Genomic DNA, 19,148 nt, shown 5'->3' with positions numbered 1-19,148 from the left:
GGACGGTCCCCATCGGTTGGGGCCGTCCTCTTTCGTATGTCCGGAAAATCTTCAGAGAAAAAGCTCTCGTTTTTGCGCGGTGAAGTCCTTCTGTATGTGAGCCCAAGAAAAGGCAGACCGGGGAATCCCGGAACGCCGGCTTCACCCTTCTTTTCACAGAAACGGAAATACCTTGACCCAGGCTTTCTCCCGCATCGAAGCAACCAAGTCCGCCGCTAAGGTCCGCATTGCTGACGCCTTCAAGAACGAAGACGGTGCCTTCGACCTGCCCTCGATCCTCGTCGGCGTGGTCGTGGTCGGTATCCTGACCGCCGGTGTACTGGCTTCCATCTTCGGCGTCATCCCCTTCGCCCAGGACAAGGCAGCACAGCAGGACCTCGGCGCCGTGGTTACGGCCGAAGGCACCTACAAGGCCCAGCAGAGCCCGATTGCCTACGGCACGGAGGCCCAGCTCGGCACCGGGAACCTCCTGACCGCCGACGCCCTGACCAAGGTCGTCATCGAGTCCGATGGCGCCCACTGGGCCGCCACGGCTACCTCCGGCAGCGGCAAGACCTACCTCGCCACCGACGTTGCTCCTACCCCGATCGAGTCCGGCACCTCGGCTGCAACCGCTCTGGCTGCTCTGACCCCCGCTGGCTAATCCCAGCAACTCCTGGAGGGCCGCCCGGATTCGTTCGGGCGGCCCTCCTGCGTTCACGAACCATGCCCGGGGAGCAGGAATGCCCGCGCCGCACACATGATCACAGTGCCGCGGGCACGCGGGCCCGAAAGGAGGCACCCTTTGAATCGAATCCGCAGGATCCTCAATTCAGAGCGCGGTGACCTTCTCATCGACTCAATGGTCGGGGCGGTCATCATCGTCATCATGATGGTCGCAGCCGGATCGATCATGGTGGGAGCCGTCGGAGCAGCTACCGGCAATGACGATGCCACCACGCGCAGCATCCTGCTCAACACCGTCCTCAGTGATGAAAAGCCCAACCTCGGCAGCTACACCGAAACCCCGCACACCCTCACCCGCACCGTGAACGGAGAGGACATCCCCGTCACCCTCTGGCGCGAGGAGCCTGCTGCCGGGATGACGTTCCTGAAGGCCGCGGTACCTAAGCCCTCAGCCAAGGGCGCCGACTGCTCGGGTCCCGAGCGCCTCGACTCCACAACGTGTATGACCTCCAGCACCGCCATCACCACCAGCGAGGCAGGCGTCGACATCAAGGCCGTCCCGTTGAGTGCAGGCACCGAAGGCGCCCTCACCGATTTCACCGCCCCGGCCGGCGCCACCGAACTCCGCTACGTCTTCAAGATGACCAGCGCGACAAACAATTCGACCGTCACCTTCGGGAACCGGGACCACCCCGACGCCAAGCTCGTCGTGAACATCCCTGCCGGCCAGACCGGGTACTTCTACGGCCGGCTTCTGGTGACTCCCGGAAGCAGGCTGTTCATGCAGCTCTCCGGCGCGGCCACCCTCGACACCGCCAGCACCATGATCTACGAGGCCCCGACCCCATGACATCCCTTCGCCGGCTGCATCACGCCGTCCGAACCAGGCTCGCTAACGAGCGGGGCTCGGTCGTGGCATCGATGGCCTTCACGGTCTTCACCGCCCTGACACTCACCGCGATCGTCGCATCGGTCATCGCCTCCCTGGCCGCCACCACCTCCACGACAAGCCAGGCGGCGCTGAACGTGAAGGCGTCCCAGAGCCAGGACGCCTACGTCAACGCCCTGATCCACCGAACCCCGGTTCCTGGCGACCGCACCTGCTCCGGCGTCCTCTGCACCCAGATCACGGCCGGATCCACCACGGACGGCGTGCAAAGGCTGACCATCGAAGGCCAGATCGGCGACAAAACACCCTCATCCAGGACCAGCACCCTGCGGCAAACCAAGCCGACCATGATCAGCGGCTACGACAGCCTCGGCAACCCTGTCTGGTCCAGCCAGGGCGACAGCACACCGTACAGGTTCACCAGCCTCACCTCCCGCAGCAACTCCAGCTGCGCCATCGACGGCGCCGGAGCCGCCTGGTGCTGGGGCGCCAACGACCAGGGCCAGCTCGGGGACGGCACCACAAACACCCGCACCGCGCCCGTGAAGGTCCAGGGCTCCGCCACGTTCACCGCACTCACCGCCGCCGGCAACACCTTCTGCGGCCTCGCCGACGACGGCAAGGCATGGTGCTGGGGCGACAACGACCACGGCCAGCTCGGCACGGGCAGTACCACCACAGGAACCGACTCCACCACCCCGGTCACACCCACAGGTGACCACCGGTTCAGCGCCCTCTTCGCCGGACCAACCACCACATGCGGCATCGACACCGACAAGAAGACCTGGTGCTGGGGACAGAACCCGGGCAACGCCACACCAGACCCCGCCGCCGAGCCGACCGCGGTTGCCGGAAGCCACGAATTCACCACCCTGGCACTGGATGCCAGCACGGCCTGCGGGCTGGACGCAGACGGGAAGATCTTCTGCTGGTCCAACGCCACGACCGGACGTACCGGCGTGGATCCAGCACCCGCGCAGGGCACACCCACAGAGGTCACCGGCGGCCGCACCTACACGGCGGTCAAAGCCGCCAACGAGGACCGAGCCGACGTCCCCTCACTGCTGTGCGCCATCGACACCGGGAAGAAGGCATGGTGCTGGGGAAACAACGACGCCGGCCAGCTCGGCAACGGCTCTACTGCCGAATCCCTGGTCCCCTCCGCCGTGACCGGCAACCACGACTTCACTACCCTCACTGTGTCCCCCTCAGCTGTCTGCGGCCTCGACGCCGGCGGCCACGCCTGGTGCTGGGGTGACAACGCCCAGGGCCAACTGGGCATCGGCTCCACCTCCGATGCCAAGGACCCGGCAGCAGTCACACCTGACACCACCTACACCCTGATCACGGCCGCCACCGGCAACAGCGGGTCATTCTGCGCGCTCACCTCCGACGGCGCAGCCCGATGCTGGGGCGCGAATGCCTACGGGCAGTCCCGTGAGGGCTCCACAGCCCCGGTGACCTCCCCGAACCCGCTGGGCAGTTTCAAGGCTCTCAGGAGCCTCTCCACGGGCTCTGGCTTCTCCTGCGTGACCGATGCCCGGAACGAGACCTCGTGCTGGGGCCAGAACGACGTCGGCCAGACCGGGAATGGGGCATCGACGGCAACGGCCGCTCCAGCCCCTGCAGCCCGCCAGCCCTTTACCCCTTTGCCTTTCACCGGCTATCAAAAAGGCGGCAAGTGATGACCCGGCGCGTCAGGCAGATCCTCCAGAGCGAAGCCGGCAACTACATGATCACAACGTTGATCGGCGCCCTGGTCATGCTGGTGGTGATCGGGGCGATCGCGTCCGGCATCCTGGGCATCGCCCTGTTCCAGAAGATCATCACAGACCGGTCCGACGTCACCAAAGAAGCTGCCTTGACCGATTCGACCCTCCGTTCGGACATCCTGTGGGCCTCGTCAATCACGGCAACGGACGGGCACAGGCTCGAACTCACGGTTCCCGGCCAGAACGGCCGCTGCCGCGTCGCAACGTGGGCCATCGCCCCTGCCGGTGGAGGCAAAGCAACAGTGGACGTCACCGTGGTGGACTACCCGTCGGCGGACTCGACCGTAAACCCGGTCCGCTGCGCCGGGGAACCGAGTGCGCCGTCCACGCAGACGATCATCACCGACGCCGACCCTGCCAGCTCCTTCACCTATGCCAATGCGGGCGGCCGGCAGCTGGTGTACACGGGGGGCACCGCTTCGCTGGCGGGCCCGGAAGCAGCCCCTGGTGGTGTGCCAGCGAAAGTCTGGTCCTCCCCGAAGCTTGCCGCCGTCGCTCTGACCACCACCGTCGCCAACTCCACAGACCGGAAGCGTGAGTACCGGATTGCCCAGACCGCCGACAACCTCAGCGTGATCCAGGAAGCCGCCGACGCGCCGACGCATTTCGTTCCCGAAGGAGACCTCACCGCCCTGCCGTAGCCGGGCAGTACGAAGCCCCCGGCTGCAACGCGGCGGCCGGGGGCTTCTCTTGTGTCGCTGGTGATACTAGCTCTCGTTGACGAGCAGCTCCACGATGCCGATCTCGGAGAGCGTGTTCAGGAACGTCGTCTCGGTGAACGGGTCGATCCACAGGACGTTGCCCGCCGGCTTGGTTGCGGTGCCGTAGGGTGCGTATTCGGTGGCGACCAGGACCAGCGGGACGTCCGTGTTCGTCCACTCGGGGATCTCGTCGATCTTCTCGGCGCGGTCAGTGAAGATGGCTGTCAGGACGTCCTCGGACTGCAGGGACGGGTCAAAGGTGCCTTCCTCAGTGGCGTTGGCAGCCAGGACCTGCTGGAGGGTGTTGGCGATCTGCACGGAGGTGCGGTACCGGGCATAGAGGGCCTCGGTGTCTCCTTCCTCGGTCTCGGGCAGGTCGGCGTACCCTTCGATGAGCTCGGCGGTCAGCTCGGTGCGGGTGTCGGCCAGGACGGCCTTGTCTTCCCACGCCAGGGCGAACGGGTAGCCGGTGCCGTCTTCACGGACGGGCAGGGTGTCGGGCAGTGCGCCTTCGATGGTGAGTGATGCCATGGTGATGATTCTCCTTGATAAGTTCCGGGGCTGTGCTTCTGGGAGGCTCTATGCGGCTGCCAGGACGGCGGGTGTCAGTTTCAGTGTGTCGTCGAGCAGATCGCGCAGGTCGTCGATCGTTCCGTCGTTGCTGAGGGAGTGCGTGATGTACTTGCGGTCGATGCCGGATTCGGAGATGTGGCCGTTGACGGGCCCGAATCCTGGGCGGGTGATTTCGACGACGGTCCCGCCGTTGGCGGTGATCCATTCGGCTTCCTCGTTGAACCGGACATCGGTGATGACGACCGCGCGGGGCCGTTCCTTCGCGACGCGGCGGGCCAGCAGCTGCACCCAGATGTCCTGGCCGAAGTTGTCCCGGCAAACCTCTGTGGCGTAGATCTGCAGGTGCCGGCGCACCTCCGGTCCGTGGAAGCGGTGGTACTTCGCCTGCTCCCAGTCACCGCCGACTGAGTCCAGCAGGGTGCGCATGGACACGTTCCCGTCCAGGAACGGGTCCAGGGTCAGCAGGTCCTCGCGGAGCTCCTCGACGGTGCGGGTGAACTGGCCGAACACGCCGTGCACGAGCGAGTCGCGGTAGACGGTCATGGTGCGCTTGATTTCGGGTCCGTGGACGCGGTGGTTTTCGGCCCTGTCCCAGTCGTAGTCGAGGATTTCGAGGAGCATGGACAGGGTGATGGTGCCGTTGACGCGGACGTCCAGGAGGTAGGCGTGCTCCTTGACCGGGTCGGCGCAGCCGTACCGGGTGTAGCCGTGGTTGTCGATGAGGTGCGCGCCGGCGGTGTCTTTGCCGGAGTGGGCGACCCCGTGGAAACCGGTGATGTTCATGAGTTCCTCTCAAATGCTGTGTTGCGGTCACTGTCCCTATGCGGTCCCCGGGCGGGCGGGTGTCAGTGTTTCGGCCCGGCCACGGGAAAGCCCCTCCGCCCCGGAAAGGACGAAGGGGCTTCCGGTGGATCAGAACCCTGCGGTGTCGGTGCTCTTCAGGTGTGCTGCCAGTGCTGCCGGTCCCTTCTCGCTCTCCGGCTTGCGGGGTGCGGGCAGGCCGGTCTTCTTGACGGGAACCGGCTGGGCGAACCGGGATGGGGCGGTGTTGACCGGCGTGGGGGCAGGCGCCACGTTCGTCACCGGGTTGATCCCGTGGGAGTTGGCTGCAGCGACCGACTCGGCGCGCTTGCGCGCACGCTCCACATGGGCCAGTCCAATGCCCGATTCAGCCTTGTGGCCGGACGGGCAGGTGTGTGAGACCAGGGCGGAGGTGAAGTGACGGCACTTCCCGCACTGTACGACCGCCGCGCGCTGGTGCGCACGAACCAGTTTGTTGAAGACCTGGCCAGGACGTTCCGAGGTCTTGACGGCCTCGAAGAACTGCTTGGAGACCTTGTGGCCGTACAGCTTGTCCCCGATCCGGGTCGCCATCGTGTTGGTGTTCTCATCGAAGCCAACCTCGTCGATCCAGGAGGAAGACACCGGTGTGAGCGCGGCGCCCTTGGCGGCTTCACGCTCTTTACGGGCCTTCAGCAGGTCAGGAACCCGGGCCAGGGCCATGGTGACGCGGCGGGACTCGAGCACGGCGGCCACTGCCTCGGACACCTGGTCCCCTGCGTCGCCCTTGCCGCCCAAAGTCGTCGTCTCCCACGTGTGCGGGCCGGTCTTCGTGACACGGACCCAGCCCTGGACCGGAGCGCCGCCTTTGAGGGATACGGAGACCGGGACATCGAAGGTCGGGTTGCCGTTGTCCTGGGAGAACCGCCGGATAGCCGTCGCGGACGGCATGCGGAGCTGGATGTCCTTGTTGCCGTAGTTCATCCGGTGCGTCCGCCGGTGCCCGGACATGGCCTGGCCGGTGTGCATCGACGGGGTGTTGTCGTCGGGCATCTGCGGGTAGTTCTTGCCGCCGGTGCCGTACTCGGCGGCGACAAAGTTCCGGTTCCACCATTCCTCGCGGCGCTCAGTTGTGGTGGGTGAATTGACGGCCTGCAGCGTTGCGGCCGGCACGAAGCCGTTGGCGCGGAACAGCTCGCGGCGCTGCGCCATGGCCTGGCGGTGGCGGGCGACGTCCAGGGAGGTGCCGGGCTCGGCGTGTGCGTAAGCGGCGTACTGACCGCCGACGGGAATGCCTTTAGGCTGACGGGGCTTGGAATCGATGCTCATGCCCTGCTTGTGTGCGGCTGCGCGGAAGAGTGACAGCGGCACGGGTGCTGCGTAAGACGGACACAGCACGACATCCCCCAACGGCTCTTTCCGCGGGCTCAGACTGGACACATGAGTGAACTGAACGTGAAGACCACCGGCCGTTTTGTCCGCGTCAAAGGACGTGCGGACCCTGGAGAAGTCGTGGGCACTATCAACTTCGGCACGACCGGGATGATCCGCTGCTTCGAGGTGTACTTCGAAGCGGACGGGCTGTGCGCCACCTACGCCATCAACAAGGTGCATTTCGTCGAGCCGGCCTGACGATGACGGTGCCGTCGTGACATGATGCCCGAATGACGAATACGCCGGACGAACTGCGCGCCTGGGCTAAGGGCTCCCTTCCCCTGGAGGCCGCTACCGAGCTGCTGCTGCGCGGTTTCAGCGGCCGTTTCGTTGAACCGGGTTGGCCATGGATGAAGAACGACGATGGCCGGCCCTGGATCGACTTCGCATCGATACCGGAGGAGATTGGCGGGCTGTCCAGCGGGGAACAGCGGTTCCTGATGATCGCGGCGTCCCTGGGTGGTGAGGATGTCCGGATCAGCCTGTCCGATGAGATGTCAATGGACCGGACACTGCTGGAGCTTGTCCTTGCGGCCATGGCTCACGCCGCGGGCTCCCATCAGGATTCAGCCATGGTGGAACGGCCGGATGGGACGATAGGGTTCGAGCGCAAGGAGGCCCTTTACCCGTGGCCAAAGCAGGTCCAGTCATTCCGGCTCATTGACGGCGGCAAAGGCTGAATTGATCGCGGGGCCGCTGTCCTGTCTTGAAGAAGAGCGAAAATCAGGCGGTGACCAGCTGCGTTGGGCGGTTACTTTGGTCAAGCTGTGAAACGTACTGCAGAAGGCTGTACTCCTGTTCGCCCGTCAGGGCGGACTCGTCGAGCAGCCTGGCACTGATCGGTTCGTAGAACCATGTGTTTTGCGGCGCGAAGCTGAACGCCGGCCGTTTGGCCGGTTTCACGGCCCGCCCGTCCTCGGTTACTGCCAGGGGACCGTCCACGCCCCACGGAACGTTCGTGTAACCGTCGTCCCAGTTCCCGACCTGGTGGGGGACGTCCAGGACTTGGACGTCCTTCTCCCCGCCGCGTATCCAGGCCGGTCGCCATGGTTGGCCTGATGCCCGGTGTTGTGCGACAGCGCGCAGCAAGTCCGCCGGGGTCTGAAAGCCTGACCTCCAACCCGCCATGGAGGGGTACCAGTGGTTGCCTTCAAACTGGATCCTGAACAAAGCAATAAGCCGTCCGGCAATCATGAACGAAGGTGCGCCGTTCATGCCCTGAACCTTTAGCCTGCCGCTGAGTTCCAGCCCCTTCTGCCTTAGACAGTGCTCGCAGCGGCTGCCCGTGAAGCCGACGGGTAGATTCCCGATGAACCCCAGGTGTGGTGCCAGCACGACATCGAATTCGCCGTGGATATTCACGGTGAGGTGGCTGTCCGTCGGATGAGTGACCGGATGAGTGATCGAGGTTCCCGGCTTGCAGCGGTAGGCGCTGCAATCAACGCATCGAAATGCGGCCTGCTGGCCACAAACTTCGCAGTAGTCCATCCGAGGATCCTAGCCCACAGCATTCGGTTCTTTTGCTGACGCAAAAACAGCCCCCGGCGTGATGCCGGGGGCTGTTTCTTTGGGGCCTACTTGGCGGAGACGGCCACCTTGTACTTCGTGTTGCTGAACAGCTCCATGAAGGCGTCGGCGAAGCTTTGCGGGATGCCACGGACACCCTTGGGCATGTTGTTCGCGAGCTTCTGAGCGGAAGGGAAGGCCACATCGGGCTTGCCGGACTCAGCGCACTTGGCGAGGACCAGTGCTGCCTTGCGCCACAGTTCCGCGTCACCGGACAGGCCCAGTGCCGACACACCCTGAACGAGAGCGAACAGGCGGTCAGCGCGTTCGTTCTTCCAGTTGACCTGCACGGTCCCGTCGATGACTTCGGCCGGATCGTACAGGTCGGCCGCGGCGAGCCACTTGAAGTATTCGGTCGCGGCACCTTCGCCCACGAGGCCTTCGACGACCAGGAAAGCAGCTTCCTCGTCGTAGCGGTCAAGCTGGGACAGGACGTTGATCACGTTGGTCCATGCACGCGGGGAGGGCCACGCGCCACCGGCCTTGACCGGGTCGGTCGGGACCGGCGGGGTCAGGAACTTGGAGTTGACCTTCAGGAATGTGGTCACTGCGGCGGACACGGCAGCCTTACGGGCGACCGGGTCGGCGGCGAGCATTTCGGAGAGCTGGAGGGGAGCGGCGGCCTGGAAGTCGGTGCCGACGTTTTCGAGCCAGTTCTTGGAGTCGAATACCCACTTGAGGTGCATCATACGGTTGGCCATCGGAGCCGGGAGGTCGTAGGCGTCCACAGCGGTTTCGACGGGGTTCATCAATGCGACGATGGAGACGGAGTCGCTCAGCTTCGTGTCGCCGACATAGCGTTCCTGTACGACGCGCAGCATGCCCTTCATCGTGGACGGTGCGGACGTGTTGAACTCGTCGAGCAGGAGCAAGCCCATGGCGGCGTCGTTCAGGTTCTTCACCCACTGGAAGGAGCTGTACTTGATCGCGCCCTCATCTTCGATCATGACGCCAAGGAAGTCAGTCGCTTCACGGTTGGAACCGATGACCGTTTCCACGTGACGGCCCCAACCGGAGGTCGCGGACTCCATCGTCGCCGTCTTGCCCTGGCCGGGTTCGCCAATCACGCCGACAGGGACGTTGGCCTGGACGCCGGCGGCAAGAGCGCGCTGGAACGGGGAGCCGGGGTAGGTGTTGATCGTAGCCATCTTGTTCTCCTAAGAGGTAGGTGGGCGGTTGCCCGTTTTGCTTACCTCTCATGTGTACGGAGTCCCCGACCCCTCTCCCCGCCGGGCCGCTCGGCTATAGTGACGGCAAAAGCATTGGAAGGGCGGGCCCGGGTGTCATTCGAAGAACTGGTGGGGCGCCGCGCCGCGGATGCACAGGCAGCCGCAGCGAGCCGCGAGGACAGGGAAACAGCCCTCCGCCGGCAGTACGATTCGGCCAAGCCGCTGGCCCACGCCGCTTTCCTGAATACGGTACGTCAGGCCCGTGACTACCTCGCTGAACAGTCTGCATACGACATGACACTGGACGGCGGAACCGGCTGGTACCTCGGAGAGCACGAGAAAGTCCGCGCGTTCATCTCGACCGACGGGCAACTGCACTTTGGAAACGTCCACACGTTCGCCGGGCACTGGTCACCTGTGGGTGAGTTCAAGGCACCGACAACGGCCTGGATGCTGGTCAGTGGCTCTAACGGTCCGGTGGAGCAGCCCGTTGCGATAAGGAATCCCGGAGGGATGGTCCCTCCATCTGGCAAGGCTGTGAACCTGTCCACCTGGGGTGAAACCGCCCAAGGGCCAGCAAACATGATCGAGGTCGGCACTTGGGGGCACGGGGTCTACTTTCCACGGGCGGCATGGCCCGCCCAGCAGCACTTCTATGATGGCCGGATCGACTTCGATGCCGAGGCCAGGCTATGGGTGACTTACCAGGAGCGTGTCAGGGACAGGACTTACGCTGTGGCCTTCGACTCATGGCTCGCCGACCGCGTAGCCTGGCGGCTGACAGCACATCCTTCCCGCAATTGATTACTGCTGTGATGCGCCGGCCAAGGAGGCAAAAGACGTAGGGTTGCCCGGCCCCAGCGGTTGCTCACCGGACGTATCCGACGGAAATCGTCCACGTGTACTCCCTCTATTGGCTCCTCGGAGGAAACAGGAGCGGACGCCGACAGGACGGCCCTGGTCAGGTTAGACATGAGAGGGCCGCCCGCCGGCAGATCTTCAGGACATCAGGCAGACCTCCACATCGATGCGTTCCACACGGGTGCCCTCGCTGATCTCCGCGGCACGCTGATAGCCGACTTCGGCTCGCCAGACTCGGCGATCCTCCATCCAGCGCCAACGCAGCTGCTTTCCTGCTTCCTGCTCCGCGGCAACCTTGGCTGCATCCAGGCTCTGAAGAGTTCTCACCCGATCGACAGGGTGGACAGAACCACCTTCGGGCGAGTAACCCAGGTCCAACGTATAAACGGTCGTCATGGTCCTACTCCTTATTAGCGTCCCTCTCCGTTAGAGGGCTCAGTTGATTTTTGGCAGAGGCGGCTGCACAGGTGTGGGACCTTGTGGATGTCGAATGCTTCGCACGACACGCCCGGGCGTCTGGACACGCCGCCAATCCTCGGTGGATAGCCGACGGGCAGTTGTGCACAGCCGCCATGCCCTGCCCGGAAGTCCCGGTGGACATGCTGTGAATAGCCGCTACAAGCGCCAATTCTGCCCGCTCTGAGTGTCAGCGCATGGTCCCTACGATGGTCACCCAGCAAGTGAAGGGCGGTCTCAGATGAACGAACAAGGGGGCAGCAAATCGACCCGCGTCCAGATTGCCGGTCTGTGGATCGCGGCGGCCAGCCTGGTCCTGGCGCTGCTCCGGACCGTGTTCGATGTCCTGGAGGTGATGGGGCGGTGAGTCCTTCAGAAGCCCGCCCTGCTAGGGCAATGCCCTATGGCCCGCCCATCAGGTCGCAAACGAAAACGCCGTCGGCGGTGCGGATCGATATGAAGGTCACCACACTGTCCCCTGGCGGTGGTTCGGCGGCATAGATGTCGGCGCCGCCAGCGGTCTTCCCTCGAACAGTCAGCCCGTCCAGGGTGCGTCCCGGGCGCGGTTTTGCGTCCGGGCCGCAGTTGAACTCGCGGGCATCGTACTGAACCTTTGACGGCACTTCCCTAGGCGTCAGGGTCCAGTCCGAGGTCTGCAGGTGCACATTCCAGAGCCGCACTCCGACCGCGGCCAGGACCGCCGCCAGTGTTACGGCGCCTGCAGCCACCGCCACCCGTGCCACTGCCCGCTTCCCCTGGCTCATAGGGCAACTCTCCGAGGAATCGCCAACCGGGTCAACGTGCATCAGTGGTGCGCAGTCCAGGTATCAGAGCGGCGGGCTACGTTGTAAACAACGTCGACCCATTCAGACGGGAAGGCTGTCGCCGAACCCTCGATCACGTCGGGGACCTCACCGCCGGCTGCTAGTCGGCCATTCGTACTGTTAACACTCTGCGTCGACCAGACGGACACCAGGGGCTGACAGATAAGCTCCATTCTGGCAGCGGTGGACAGGTACTGCCCCACCAATCCGGCGTCCCGTTCCAGGGACTCGAGCCAGTTTTGCCGGTAGCCGTCGGAGTGCACCGAGCCGTCCGGCTTAGCGGTCACCGCGTAGCTCGTTGACTTGGTGTTCAGCACCCACAGACCCGTCGGGCCAATGACCAGGTGGTCCAGATCCTTCCTGGGACTCAGGGGCAGGGAATGAAGAACCTGGTAGCCGCGTCGCTCCAGGATGGCGAGGACACCTGCGGTGCGCTGCTCCCCCGCCACGCCGGCCCGGTAAGTATCGTCGTCCATGTGCTCAATACGCTGCCCCGGACGGTTGGCCGCCAGGTCTTTCCAGGGCAAGTGAGCCGGCAGAATAGCCTCATCCTCCTTGATGAGGGCTGGCCCTTCCTGCGCCGCCTGTATGAAGCGGCGCACCGATGCGCCCGGAGACAGCCGGCCAAGCGCCTGCTGCAGGAGTCCCTGCGTCTGGGCGGACTCCGGGACAACATCCATGGTCGCCAAGTCCAGGTAGCCGATCTTGGTTCCATCCGGCAGGTTGACGTAAAGCCGGCGCAGCTCCTTGAGCTTCCAGGGGTTGTAAACGAACTCCGCGGCTGCTTCCTGTGCAGGCAGGGCTTCTGGCTCAAAGGACAGCCACCGCTGATGAGCCGTTGGCCTCGTTCTCCGGCCCTTTTGACCTCATCCAGCTGAAATCGACCACGGCATAGCTCCCTCTGTTGGCATCTACCGTGGAACATGCGCAGATGCCGCAGGGATGGCCTCATTTACGATGCGAAACCTGGTCGAGGGCTTCAGTTGCGGTTGCGGCTGCGACCAGCAGAGTCTGTGCCCCGCGGGGCCGTGGCGGTCTTGGCCGCGTAGATTGAGCGACTGCGTGGCTTGCGGGTTTCGACTGCGGTTTCGGGTACAGTCTCCGGGCCGAATTGCTTCAGGTAGCGGTACAGGGTGGCCCGTGACCAGCCGACCGCCTCGGCCGCGGCTTTGACCTCCGCTCCCTCACTGAGCAGTTGGCGGACGACGCGGATTTTCGTCTGGACGGTGTCAGGTTTGGGCGGCTGCTTCCCGAACTTTACTCCCCTGGCTTTGGCCGCCATGACACCGGCACGCACCCGCTCGTTGATGAGCTCACGCTCGTATTCAGCCAGTGTTGCGAACAGGCCGAGCTGAAGTCGTCCGTGAGCCGTGGAAGGATCTACGCCGTCCATGATGGAGTACAGGCTGATGCCGCGATCCGTGATGTCCTGGACAGTGGTGACGACGTCGACCAGGGAGCGGCCCAGACGGTCGATGCGCCAGCAGTAGATCTCGTCACCTTCCCGGGCGTAATTCAACAGCTCGACCATCTTGGGACGTTCCCGTGCCGCCTTCGCACCCGACATCTCGTCGACGAAAATCTTGTCCTTGGCGACGCCGGCGTCCATCAGCGCTTCGACCTGCATGGCGGCCTTTTGGTCGGTGGTGCTGACCCGGGCGTATCCCAGCTTCACGGCTCTCCCTCCTGCTGTCTCGTCTCATGAACTCTTAAGGTGTCTTGAGACGTTGCGGTGAGACGGGGTTTACGAGACACATTAACGCCCGGAATGGCGGGATTAATAGGGTTTCCCGTACTTCCCTTAGAAGTAGAGTTCCTGAGACGCCAGGACTGGCTGCTGCTACCGGCGCTGCCGCATCTCCGGGTAGATGCTCTGGAGCACGTAATAGGCGGACGCGGACCGCCCTCGACTGATCTTGAAGCTGGTCTGGAGATGCCCGTCCGGAACGGAGCACCCCGGCGCGAGGTTGACGTAAATGGTCGTTACATCCTGGATGACCTGGAGGTCGGTGGCCTTGCCCAGCTCGTTCAGGGCTGCGTCGCGAAGTGCCGAGCGGTGGCCCACGCCCGCAAGCTTCATGTAGCCGGCGAACTGTGTGGGCAGGACGAACACGGCTGTGCTGCCGATGGTGCTGACGTGCTTGGTTGGTACCCGATGCTTCACGGCCGGCAGCAGGCCATTCAGATCGTCTCCGGTCATCGTCCGTCTCCCTTGAGTTGCCGCCCACAATTGAACAGTCATGTCGCTTGGAATCGGCAGGAAATTGCCGAACCAGGTCTTCCGTCCGGTCCTGATGGGGACCGCCATGCCACTTCGGCAATATGCTGCCGCTTTAGTAGGAGGCGACCGGCCTAGAAGGTGCGGATCACGATCAGCTTGGAACCCTCAGGGACCATGTCTTCCAGGGCCTTCTTCGCGTTTTCGTAGGTTTCGCCTACCGCCGTGATGCGGTCTGTCGATCCGTCGGGGGCTTCAATGGTGCCTGTAATCTCCACCCCAATACTTTAGCGGTGCTGCTCGGCGGCTTTCCTGAGCTTCACCGTGCACGCCGCAGGTGCTCGTCGAGCTGCTTCTCCCCCATGGCATTCATGCTATCTGGCATTACTCCCCGACCAGCTTTCCGGTCAGCCAGCCGAGCTGCTGCCCGATACCCAAGCCCTCCATGGGGATCTGGATAGGCCACGGGCTGCCTTCCAGTGCGGCCCGGTACTGCTTGCCGGCCAGGACGATCAGTCTGACGCCGTGGATGCCGGCAAGTTCGGCTTCCAGCTGGCTTCGGACCATGGCCGCCCAGTGCCGTACCGGCGCCGGCGCCGGCGACCCTGTCAACCTCACGTCATAGGGTTCGATGATCCGGTCCGGGTGGACGAGGCCGTGCCTGGCTGACAGCACGTACCAGGTGTCGCAAGTTAGCTCGACATAGGCCGACGCCTTGCGGAACAGCTGCGAGACGTAGAGGTCCCGTGCCGGCGCCGGGTAGGCCAGCTTCTGCGAGGCGCAGGCCACCAGCCCGACCGTGCACGGTTTGCTATTCATGGGCCCGGTTCCCGTTCTTCGAAGATGCAGGCCACACCAGCGGCCCGGCGAAAGGTGCTGTGGCCGGCCTTAGGCCTTCACGCAGAAGCCGTTGGTTTTGATGATTTCGATGATCCGCTTCGCGTCGGCCTCTGTGACGGGCTTATCGGCTGACCTGGAGAAGCGGTCCTGGGCCATCATGATCTGTGCCTGCTCCGGCTCCCCCTTGAGGATTGTCCGGCAGGCGAGGCTGGCGCTGATCAGGGTGCGCGTCCCTTCGAACTGGGGATTCACCTTTGCCAGGTCCGCCATCAGCGCGGTCTTCTGAGCCTCAGTCGGTTTGGCTATCGTCAAAGCGGGCGGTGCGGGCGCGGTTGCTGACGGGGCCGGCGTGGCAGTAGCAGAGCAGCCGGTCAGTGCCAGGACGGCAAGCAGTGCGGGGGCGATGAGCTTCTTCACGGTGACTCCAAGGGCGCAGCAGGGGCAGGTTCTCTACCCTCAAACATGCGTAGAGAACCTGCTGTTGCCTGGCCGCTTGGGTTTTCCCAAGGTTTAGGACGTAGGGTCGGACAAAGGCCGGCGGCGGAGAGCCAGTCGAGGCTTGCCCCCAAGCGCCTCCTGTCTCACCCAGCCCGCCGCCGGCCTTTCACCTTCGGCGCAGCTATCATCTATGCGCGTGACGGAGTAGCGCTCAGCCGCCAGGTCAATCCTGTTTAGCGGCAGCGACGTCACATCCCGGACGGACTATTCCTCGCGACGGCGGGCTTCACGAAGAGCAGCCAGCGCTCCGGGTTCCGAGCTGGAGCGGGGCAGGACGGTGTTGGTCTCCGCGTCGTAATTCAGATCGTCGCGCGCCACGATGTCCAGATCGTGGCCGACGTTCCGTGTCCGCAGCTGGATCTGGAACTGGTTGAAGGACTCACTGATGAGTTCCACTGGCGCGACCCCGTGGACCAGGAAGCTGGTGACCGGGACAGAACCGTTGGCTTCGCCGTGCAGCTGAATCGCATCCCAGTTGGTAATGCCCATCGAATCCTTCCGGACCGCGTAGACGTACAGGCCGTCCTTCCTGGTCAGGTCCGCGCCCTGGAAGTCGAAGCCAACGATCCACCACTCATCCGGGTCGAGACCGACGACTTCGTAAGGGGTCCGGTGGCCGGTGGTCTGGTGTTCATCGGCGGCTGCGGTGCCCTTCCAGTCTCCGTAGCTGGAGCGGGCGGTCTTCAGGATTTCAGTCATGAAGGAAGCCTATCCAGCGACGTCAAAACCACCGGCGATTGGCTTCCTTCGCCGTCACCGAGTTACGCCGCCGCGAGAGTGGTCCACTCCCTCGCCTGGATACCCTTGGCCTCCTCGCGGATTGAGGCGATCATCCGGGCGTTGGTCACCTCGTCGACACCCATTTCCCGGTTCCGGCGCGCGAGCACCGCCAGCCGGTCTGCCAGCTCGTTCAGGGGGTGGCCGTTGTGGCCGCGGACCCACTCGTAGGAGATGTTCACACCGCGGGCCGAGCCCAGGATGCGCTTGCATTCCGCTATCGAGTCGGTGTCATCGAATGGCTGAAGGGACCCGGTGGAGACCCGGTCCAAGACTTCCAGGGCGGCCTTGGAGTCGGTGAGGATCTTCAGGTCCCCGATGCCTTCGCGCAGCACCGGATGGTGACCCAGGGTGGACTGCAGCCCGCGGCGGATCGCCGCCAGTTCCCCGGCCCGGATGCCTCCGTGTGCACTGACAGCCGTGTAGGCGCCCAGGATTGGATCGGCACCGTTGGCGTAGGCAAGGACGTAGCCGCAACCGTTGACGGTCCTGCCGCGGCCCCGGGATGAGTCGCAGGCCAGGACCAGGCCGGACACGAGTCCGCGCTCCACCTCGGCGACAGCTTCACGAGCCGCAGCCAATGATGCCGGCGGAGCGGTCAGGTCAGTGACAGGGAGGGTGGACTTGGCGCGCAGGAGTTCCGCTGTGGCCCAGTCACCGGTGAAGACCTGCGAGGGCTGCTCCCCGGTGCGTTTGGCGATGCGGGCGACGGCCTGGGTGATCTGTCCTGCGAGCTCACGGTTGGAGGGGTTCGTGGGTTCGCCCTTGGCGGGGCCCGAGACGATGAAGTCCCTGCCATCGACGAGAGTGTGCACCGCCCAGCGGCACAGGTTCGGCTGGCGGTCCACCAGGACCGTCACGCCGTGGCGTTCGTTCACCGCCGTAACAGCCGGGATGAACCGGGCGGCCGGTGGAGCCGGCACCGGAATGGCAGTCACCGGGCACCGCCTGCGATGTCTGCAAGCGTGATCGGTTTCAGGCTGGACTGGATGCGCTCCTGATGTTCGGGAAGCGTGGCAACAAAGGCCATCAGCTCCCCCTGGCTGGAGAACTCCTGGTTGTGCTGCAGTTCGTGCATGGCGTGGAAGACACGCTGCTCCTTCGTGGGCATGGCAGCGAGTACGTCCGCGGCGCGGTTGATCAGGTCAGCGTCCGGGTAGGCGGCGCCGATCTCGATGATGAACATGCCCGTCGGGTCGAGTGGGTTGGTGCCGCGCAGCACCCGTGTCCAGGTGGCTGCCCGGCGTGCCCATTCGGCAGCCGAAACGCCGGTGGGGCGGGGCGCTTCAGTCTCCTCCTCGTTCCAGTACGGGTAGTAGTCGCCCAGCTCCATCTCGTCCAGCTCCTGCGCGAATGCCTGCTGCTTGGGGAACATCAGGGCGTACATCTCGCCTGTTTCGGGATCGTCGGTGACGGCGATCTTCACCGTGTTCAGGGCGCAGCTGTGCTCACCGGAAAGGATCTGCCCGACGTGCACGGTCTGGGCCTGGACGGCGTCGAAGATGACCGACTCCGGCCGGGGAGTCCCGGCCAGGTCAGCGGCATCCAAGGCCTTGGCGGCGAACTCGGCGACCTGTTCGATTTCGATCCGGTCCCGGATCGGTTCCATCGCCTCGCGCAGCCGGGCCGCCAGATCCAGCAGATCAGTGCCGGGGGTCAGGCGGTAGCCGTGCGGAACGTTCAGGGTCAGGTCAGTCATTGTCCTTGACCTCCACGAGCTTGGCCCACTCAGGGACGTTGTCGATCCAATGCTGGGAACGGACGTTGACGAGCAGGACGATCACCGGAACCGATGGGCGTTCTGCCGGCCAGCCGGTCTCACCGTCGGTCGCGATCACGATGGCTGAAGGCTTCTTCGGCAGCGACAGGGCGTGCTCGATGGCCTCGCCCATGTCGGTGCCGCCGCGACCGGCGATTTCGGCAACGGAGTCCTTGCCGTTGAACTTCACGGTCTGGTGGACGATCGTGTCCACGTCAGCGACGACCAGGTCGTCGCCCCTGATGCTCAGCTTCCGGGCGATGCCGAGGACTTCATTGGTTGCCATGGCCAGATCGTGGTCACTGACGGAGCCGGACGTGTCGCGGTAGAAGTAGATGGACGGAGTGGGCTTGATGTAACCCGGGGCGATCACGCGGCCCAGGATGCGGCCCTTGCCGTCGCTCATGGTTTCGTTCATCCGGCGGCGGTTCCGGCGGGTGTAGGTCGCGTCGTGGTATCCGGCCTTGTGGGCGACGGCGCGGCGGACGAAGGACGCCAGTACGCGCTCCCACGGGGTCTTTGACGGGGTGAGAATCTCGTCGATGATCTGTGAGATACCGCCGGGGACCGAGCCGATGCCGTGCTGTTCCTGGTGCTGGCGGACGGCTGATGCTGTCGCGATACGGACCAGGTTCTTCTCGATCGGGGTAGCTGCCTCGGCCTTGCCGCCCATCGTTTCGTCGTCACCGAGTTCGTGACCGCCCTTGCGTCCTCCGGCACCTGAACCGCAGCCCTTCATCGGGGTCTGCTGGCCCTGGCCACCCTGGCCCTGCTGGGGCTGACCCTGGCCGGTGGAGGGGTTTCCCTGTCCGGGCTGGCCCTGACCGCCCTGCTGGCCCTGCTGGGGCTTGGGCTTGCTGCCCTGCTTCTTCCGCAGAACCTCCATGTAGTGCAGCGGGGTCTGGTAGTCGGGCTCGCCGATCATGGCAGCGAACACACCGTGCTTGGCGAGGGCGTTGCACCCGGCGTCCCGCAGATCATCGTTGATGGCCATGTCGCCTGCGACGTTCCAAGTTTCGTGCTCGTCGTCGGAGACACCGGCGAGTTCGGCCAATTCTGCGTGCTCGGCCAGCAGGTGGGAGCACTCGTGGAGCAGCGCCTCGGCACCGAACTGGGCACCCATCGGGATGACCTTGTCGAAGTTGATGTAGAGGCGGTGGCCCGGGTCAACACCGAACGTATCCACCGCGCCGGAATTTACCGGGCGGAGCGAAAACATCAGCGAGCCCATGTAGGGCATGATCTGCAAAGCGGTGGCACGCCACGCTTGAAAGTGCAGCATCTGGTCGTCAGTGGGAGCGGCGAGGTTTCTCATGCCCGTAATGTGTGCGGCATCCGCGGAGCGCCTCTTCACGGCACCGGGCC

General features: G+C 64.5%; 25 protein-coding genes. 8 read left to right on the top strand and 17 right to left on the bottom strand.

Going from position 1 to position 19,148, the window contains the following annotated elements:
* Positions 1–172: 172 nt before the first annotated feature.
* From ACHL_RS20900 to ACHL_RS20885, 4 genes are all read left to right on the top strand, one after another.
* A complete protein-coding gene (locus tag ACHL_RS20900; RefSeq protein ID WP_012623112.1) occupies positions 173–643 on the top strand; it encodes a hypothetical protein in 471 nt (156 codons plus the stop codon).
* Positions 644–784: 141 nt separating this feature from the next.
* Positions 785–1,516: a hypothetical protein gene (locus tag ACHL_RS20895; protein WP_012623111.1), complete on the top strand. Its 732-nt coding sequence runs from the start codon at positions 785–787 to the stop codon at positions 1,514–1,516.
* Entirely contained in the window at positions 1,513–3,240 is a 1,728-nt protein-coding gene (locus tag ACHL_RS20890) for an RCC1 domain-containing protein (protein ID WP_012623110.1), read from the top strand. Before ACHL_RS20895 ends, ACHL_RS20890 begins: the two co-directional genes overlap by 4 nt.
* Positions 3,240–3,968 (top strand): hypothetical protein, encoded by a 729-nt coding sequence (locus ACHL_RS20885; protein ID WP_012623109.1) that lies wholly within the window; start codon positions 3,240–3,242, stop codon positions 3,966–3,968. Before ACHL_RS20890 ends, ACHL_RS20885 begins: the two co-directional genes overlap by 1 nt.
* Before the next feature lie 66 nt (positions 3,969–4,034).
* Here ACHL_RS20885 and ACHL_RS20880 read toward each other — a convergent pair whose 3' ends face one another.
* The 3 genes from ACHL_RS20880 to ACHL_RS20865 form a co-directional block, all read right to left on the bottom strand.
* The gene (locus ACHL_RS20880; protein ID WP_012623108.1) at positions 4,035–4,559 is read right to left on the bottom strand and encodes a hypothetical protein; all 525 of its coding nucleotides are present in this window, start codon (positions 4,557–4,559) and stop codon (positions 4,035–4,037) included.
* Between the two features lie 48 nt (positions 4,560–4,607).
* The gene (locus tag ACHL_RS23570; RefSeq protein WP_012623107.1) at positions 4,608–5,384 is read right to left on the bottom strand and encodes a deoxynucleotide monophosphate kinase family protein; all 777 of its coding nucleotides are present in this window, start codon (positions 5,382–5,384) and stop codon (positions 4,608–4,610) included.
* A 129-nt stretch (positions 5,385–5,513) separates the two neighbouring features.
* Positions 5,514–6,710, bottom strand: a complete 1,197-nt coding sequence (locus ACHL_RS20865) for a hypothetical protein (RefSeq protein ID WP_139187254.1) — start codon at positions 6,708–6,710, stop codon at positions 5,514–5,516.
* A gap of 111 nt (positions 6,711–6,821) precedes the next feature.
* Between ACHL_RS20865 and ACHL_RS20860 the strand changes: the two genes are divergently transcribed.
* Positions 6,822–7,013: a hypothetical protein gene (locus ACHL_RS20860; RefSeq protein WP_012623105.1), complete on the top strand. Its 192-nt coding sequence runs from the start codon at positions 6,822–6,824 to the stop codon at positions 7,011–7,013.
* Between the two features lie 32 nt (positions 7,014–7,045).
* Positions 7,046–7,495 (top strand): hypothetical protein, encoded by a 450-nt coding sequence (locus ACHL_RS20855; RefSeq protein WP_012623104.1) that lies wholly within the window; start codon positions 7,046–7,048, stop codon positions 7,493–7,495.
* 43 nt (positions 7,496–7,538) lie between these two features.
* On the opposite strand, the gene ACHL_RS24345 is transcribed toward ACHL_RS20855, so the two are convergent.
* Positions 7,539–8,030 carry a hypothetical protein gene (locus ACHL_RS24345; protein WP_157672508.1) on the bottom strand — a complete coding sequence of 164 codons (492 nt, stop codon included), beginning with the start codon at positions 8,028–8,030 and terminating at the stop codon, positions 7,539–7,541.
* 359 nt (positions 8,031–8,389) lie between these two features.
* Complete coding sequence (locus tag ACHL_RS20845) at positions 8,390–9,529, bottom strand: MoxR family ATPase (protein ID WP_012623102.1); 1,140 nt, start codon at positions 9,527–9,529, stop codon at positions 8,390–8,392.
* 132 nt (positions 9,530–9,661) lie between these two features.
* Between ACHL_RS20845 and ACHL_RS20840 the strand changes: the two genes are divergently transcribed.
* Entirely contained in the window at positions 9,662–10,354 is a 693-nt protein-coding gene (locus tag ACHL_RS20840; RefSeq protein WP_012623101.1) for a hypothetical protein, read from the top strand.
* Positions 10,355–10,549: 195 nt separating this feature from the next.
* Here the strand turns inward: ACHL_RS20840 and ACHL_RS20835 are convergent, their stop codons facing one another.
* Positions 10,550–10,807 (bottom strand): hypothetical protein, encoded by a 258-nt coding sequence (locus ACHL_RS20835; protein ID WP_012623100.1) that lies wholly within the window; start codon positions 10,805–10,807, stop codon positions 10,550–10,552.
* Between the two features lie 301 nt (positions 10,808–11,108).
* Between ACHL_RS20835 and ACHL_RS24860 the strand changes: the two genes are divergently transcribed.
* Positions 11,109–11,234 (top strand): hypothetical protein, encoded by a 126-nt coding sequence (locus ACHL_RS24860; protein WP_012623099.1) that lies wholly within the window; start codon positions 11,109–11,111, stop codon positions 11,232–11,234.
* A 34-nt stretch (positions 11,235–11,268) separates the two neighbouring features.
* Here ACHL_RS24860 and ACHL_RS23565 read toward each other — a convergent pair whose 3' ends face one another.
* The 11 genes from ACHL_RS23565 to ACHL_RS20785 form a co-directional block, all read right to left on the bottom strand.
* Complete coding sequence (locus ACHL_RS23565; protein ID WP_012623098.1) at positions 11,269–11,631, bottom strand: hypothetical protein; 363 nt, start codon at positions 11,629–11,631, stop codon at positions 11,269–11,271.
* A gap of 41 nt (positions 11,632–11,672) precedes the next feature.
* Positions 11,673–12,371, bottom strand: a complete 699-nt coding sequence (locus tag ACHL_RS20825) for a nuclease-related domain-containing protein (RefSeq protein WP_012623097.1) — start codon at positions 12,369–12,371, stop codon at positions 11,673–11,675.
* 299 nt (positions 12,372–12,670) lie between these two features.
* The gene (locus ACHL_RS20820) at positions 12,671–13,366 is read right to left on the bottom strand and encodes a recombinase family protein (RefSeq protein ID WP_012623096.1); all 696 of its coding nucleotides are present in this window, start codon (positions 13,364–13,366) and stop codon (positions 12,671–12,673) included.
* Between the two features lie 165 nt (positions 13,367–13,531).
* Positions 13,532–13,891 carry a hypothetical protein gene (locus ACHL_RS20815; protein WP_012623095.1) on the bottom strand — a complete coding sequence of 120 codons (360 nt, stop codon included), beginning with the start codon at positions 13,889–13,891 and terminating at the stop codon, positions 13,532–13,534.
* Between the two features lie 152 nt (positions 13,892–14,043).
* Positions 14,044–14,187: a hypothetical protein gene (locus ACHL_RS24340; RefSeq protein ID WP_012623094.1), complete on the bottom strand. Its 144-nt coding sequence runs from the start codon at positions 14,185–14,187 to the stop codon at positions 14,044–14,046.
* A 106-nt stretch (positions 14,188–14,293) separates the two neighbouring features.
* Positions 14,294–14,728 (bottom strand): DUF6884 domain-containing protein, encoded by a 435-nt coding sequence (locus tag ACHL_RS20810; RefSeq protein WP_012623093.1) that lies wholly within the window; start codon positions 14,726–14,728, stop codon positions 14,294–14,296.
* 69 nt (positions 14,729–14,797) lie between these two features.
* On the bottom strand, positions 14,798–15,166 hold the full coding sequence (locus ACHL_RS20805) for a hypothetical protein (protein WP_012623092.1): 369 nt from the start codon (positions 15,164–15,166) through the stop codon (positions 14,798–14,800).
* Positions 15,167–15,451: 285 nt separating this feature from the next.
* Positions 15,452–15,946, bottom strand: coding sequence for a hypothetical protein (locus ACHL_RS20800; RefSeq protein WP_012623091.1), 495 nt, complete (start codon positions 15,944–15,946; stop codon positions 15,452–15,454).
* 62 nt (positions 15,947–16,008) lie between these two features.
* The gene (locus tag ACHL_RS20795; protein WP_012623090.1) at positions 16,009–16,962 is read right to left on the bottom strand and encodes an RNase H family protein; all 954 of its coding nucleotides are present in this window, start codon (positions 16,960–16,962) and stop codon (positions 16,009–16,011) included.
* Entirely contained in the window at positions 16,959–17,723 is a 765-nt protein-coding gene (locus ACHL_RS20790) for a hypothetical protein (protein WP_012623089.1), read from the bottom strand. Before ACHL_RS20790 ends, ACHL_RS20795 begins: the two co-directional genes overlap by 4 nt.
* Complete coding sequence (locus tag ACHL_RS20785) at positions 17,716–19,098, bottom strand: vWA domain-containing protein (RefSeq protein WP_012623088.1); 1,383 nt, start codon at positions 19,096–19,098, stop codon at positions 17,716–17,718. The genes ACHL_RS20790 and ACHL_RS20785 overlap by 8 nt, the downstream gene beginning before the upstream one ends.
* Between the last annotated feature and the right edge of the window lie 50 nt (positions 19,099–19,148).

The sequence above is a fragment of the Pseudarthrobacter chlorophenolicus A6 genome (assembly GCF_000022025.1).
Lineage (GTDB): Bacteria > Actinomycetota > Actinomycetes > Actinomycetales > Micrococcaceae > Arthrobacter > Arthrobacter chlorophenolicus.
The sequence above is the reverse complement of the archived record's forward strand: the minus strand, read 5'-3'. Positions and strand labels throughout refer to the sequence as shown.

What these genes read in the sequence shown, in the direction of transcription:
- ACHL_RS23565 (WP_012623098.1), bottom strand. Translation starts at nt 11,631, where the DNA reads ATGAGCCAGGGGAAGCGGGCAGTGGCACGGGTGGCGGTGGCTGCAGGC.
- ACHL_RS20800 (WP_012623091.1), bottom strand. Translation starts at nt 15,946, where the DNA reads ATGACTGAAATCCTGAAGACCGCCCGCTCCAGCTACGGAGACTGGAAG.
- ACHL_RS20865 (WP_139187254.1), bottom strand. Translation starts at nt 6,710, where the DNA reads ATGAGCATCGATTCCAAGCCCCGTCAGCCTAAAGGCATTCCCGTCGGC.
- ACHL_RS24860 (WP_012623099.1), top strand. Translation starts at nt 11,109, where the DNA reads ATGAACGAACAAGGGGGCAGCAAATCGACCCGCGTCCAGATTGCCGGT.
- ACHL_RS20880 (WP_012623108.1), bottom strand. Translation starts at nt 4,559, where the DNA reads ATGGCATCACTCACCATCGAAGGCGCACTGCCCGACACCCTGCCCGTC.
- ACHL_RS20810 (WP_012623093.1), bottom strand. Translation starts at nt 14,728, where the DNA reads ATGAATAGCAAACCGTGCACGGTCGGGCTGGTGGCCTGCGCCTCGCAG.
- ACHL_RS20785 (WP_012623088.1), bottom strand. Translation starts at nt 19,098, where the DNA reads ATGAGAAACCTCGCCGCTCCCACTGACGACCAGATGCTGCACTTTCAA.
- ACHL_RS20815 (WP_012623095.1), bottom strand. Translation starts at nt 13,891, where the DNA reads ATGACCGGAGACGATCTGAATGGCCTGCTGCCGGCCGTGAAGCATCGG.
- ACHL_RS20825 (WP_012623097.1), bottom strand. Translation starts at nt 12,371, where the DNA reads ATGGATGTTGTCCCGGAGTCCGCCCAGACGCAGGGACTCCTGCAGCAG.
- ACHL_RS20890 (WP_012623110.1), top strand. Translation starts at nt 1,513, where the DNA reads ATGACATCCCTTCGCCGGCTGCATCACGCCGTCCGAACCAGGCTCGCT.
- ACHL_RS24345 (WP_157672508.1), bottom strand. Translation starts at nt 8,030, where the DNA reads ATGAACGGCGCACCTTCGTTCATGATTGCCGGACGGCTTATTGCTTTG.
- ACHL_RS23570 (WP_012623107.1), bottom strand. Translation starts at nt 5,384, where the DNA reads ATGAACATCACCGGTTTCCACGGGGTCGCCCACTCCGGCAAAGACACC.
- ACHL_RS20845 (WP_012623102.1), bottom strand. Translation starts at nt 9,529, where the DNA reads ATGGCTACGATCAACACCTACCCCGGCTCCCCGTTCCAGCGCGCTCTT.
- ACHL_RS20835 (WP_012623100.1), bottom strand. Translation starts at nt 10,807, where the DNA reads ATGACGACCGTTTATACGTTGGACCTGGGTTACTCGCCCGAAGGTGGT.
- ACHL_RS20855 (WP_012623104.1), top strand. Translation starts at nt 7,046, where the DNA reads ATGACGAATACGCCGGACGAACTGCGCGCCTGGGCTAAGGGCTCCCTT.
- ACHL_RS20885 (WP_012623109.1), top strand. Translation starts at nt 3,240, where the DNA reads ATGACCCGGCGCGTCAGGCAGATCCTCCAGAGCGAAGCCGGCAACTAC.
- ACHL_RS20790 (WP_012623089.1), bottom strand. Translation starts at nt 17,723, where the DNA reads ATGACTGACCTGACCCTGAACGTTCCGCACGGCTACCGCCTGACCCCC.
- ACHL_RS20860 (WP_012623105.1), top strand. Translation starts at nt 6,822, where the DNA reads ATGAGTGAACTGAACGTGAAGACCACCGGCCGTTTTGTCCGCGTCAAA.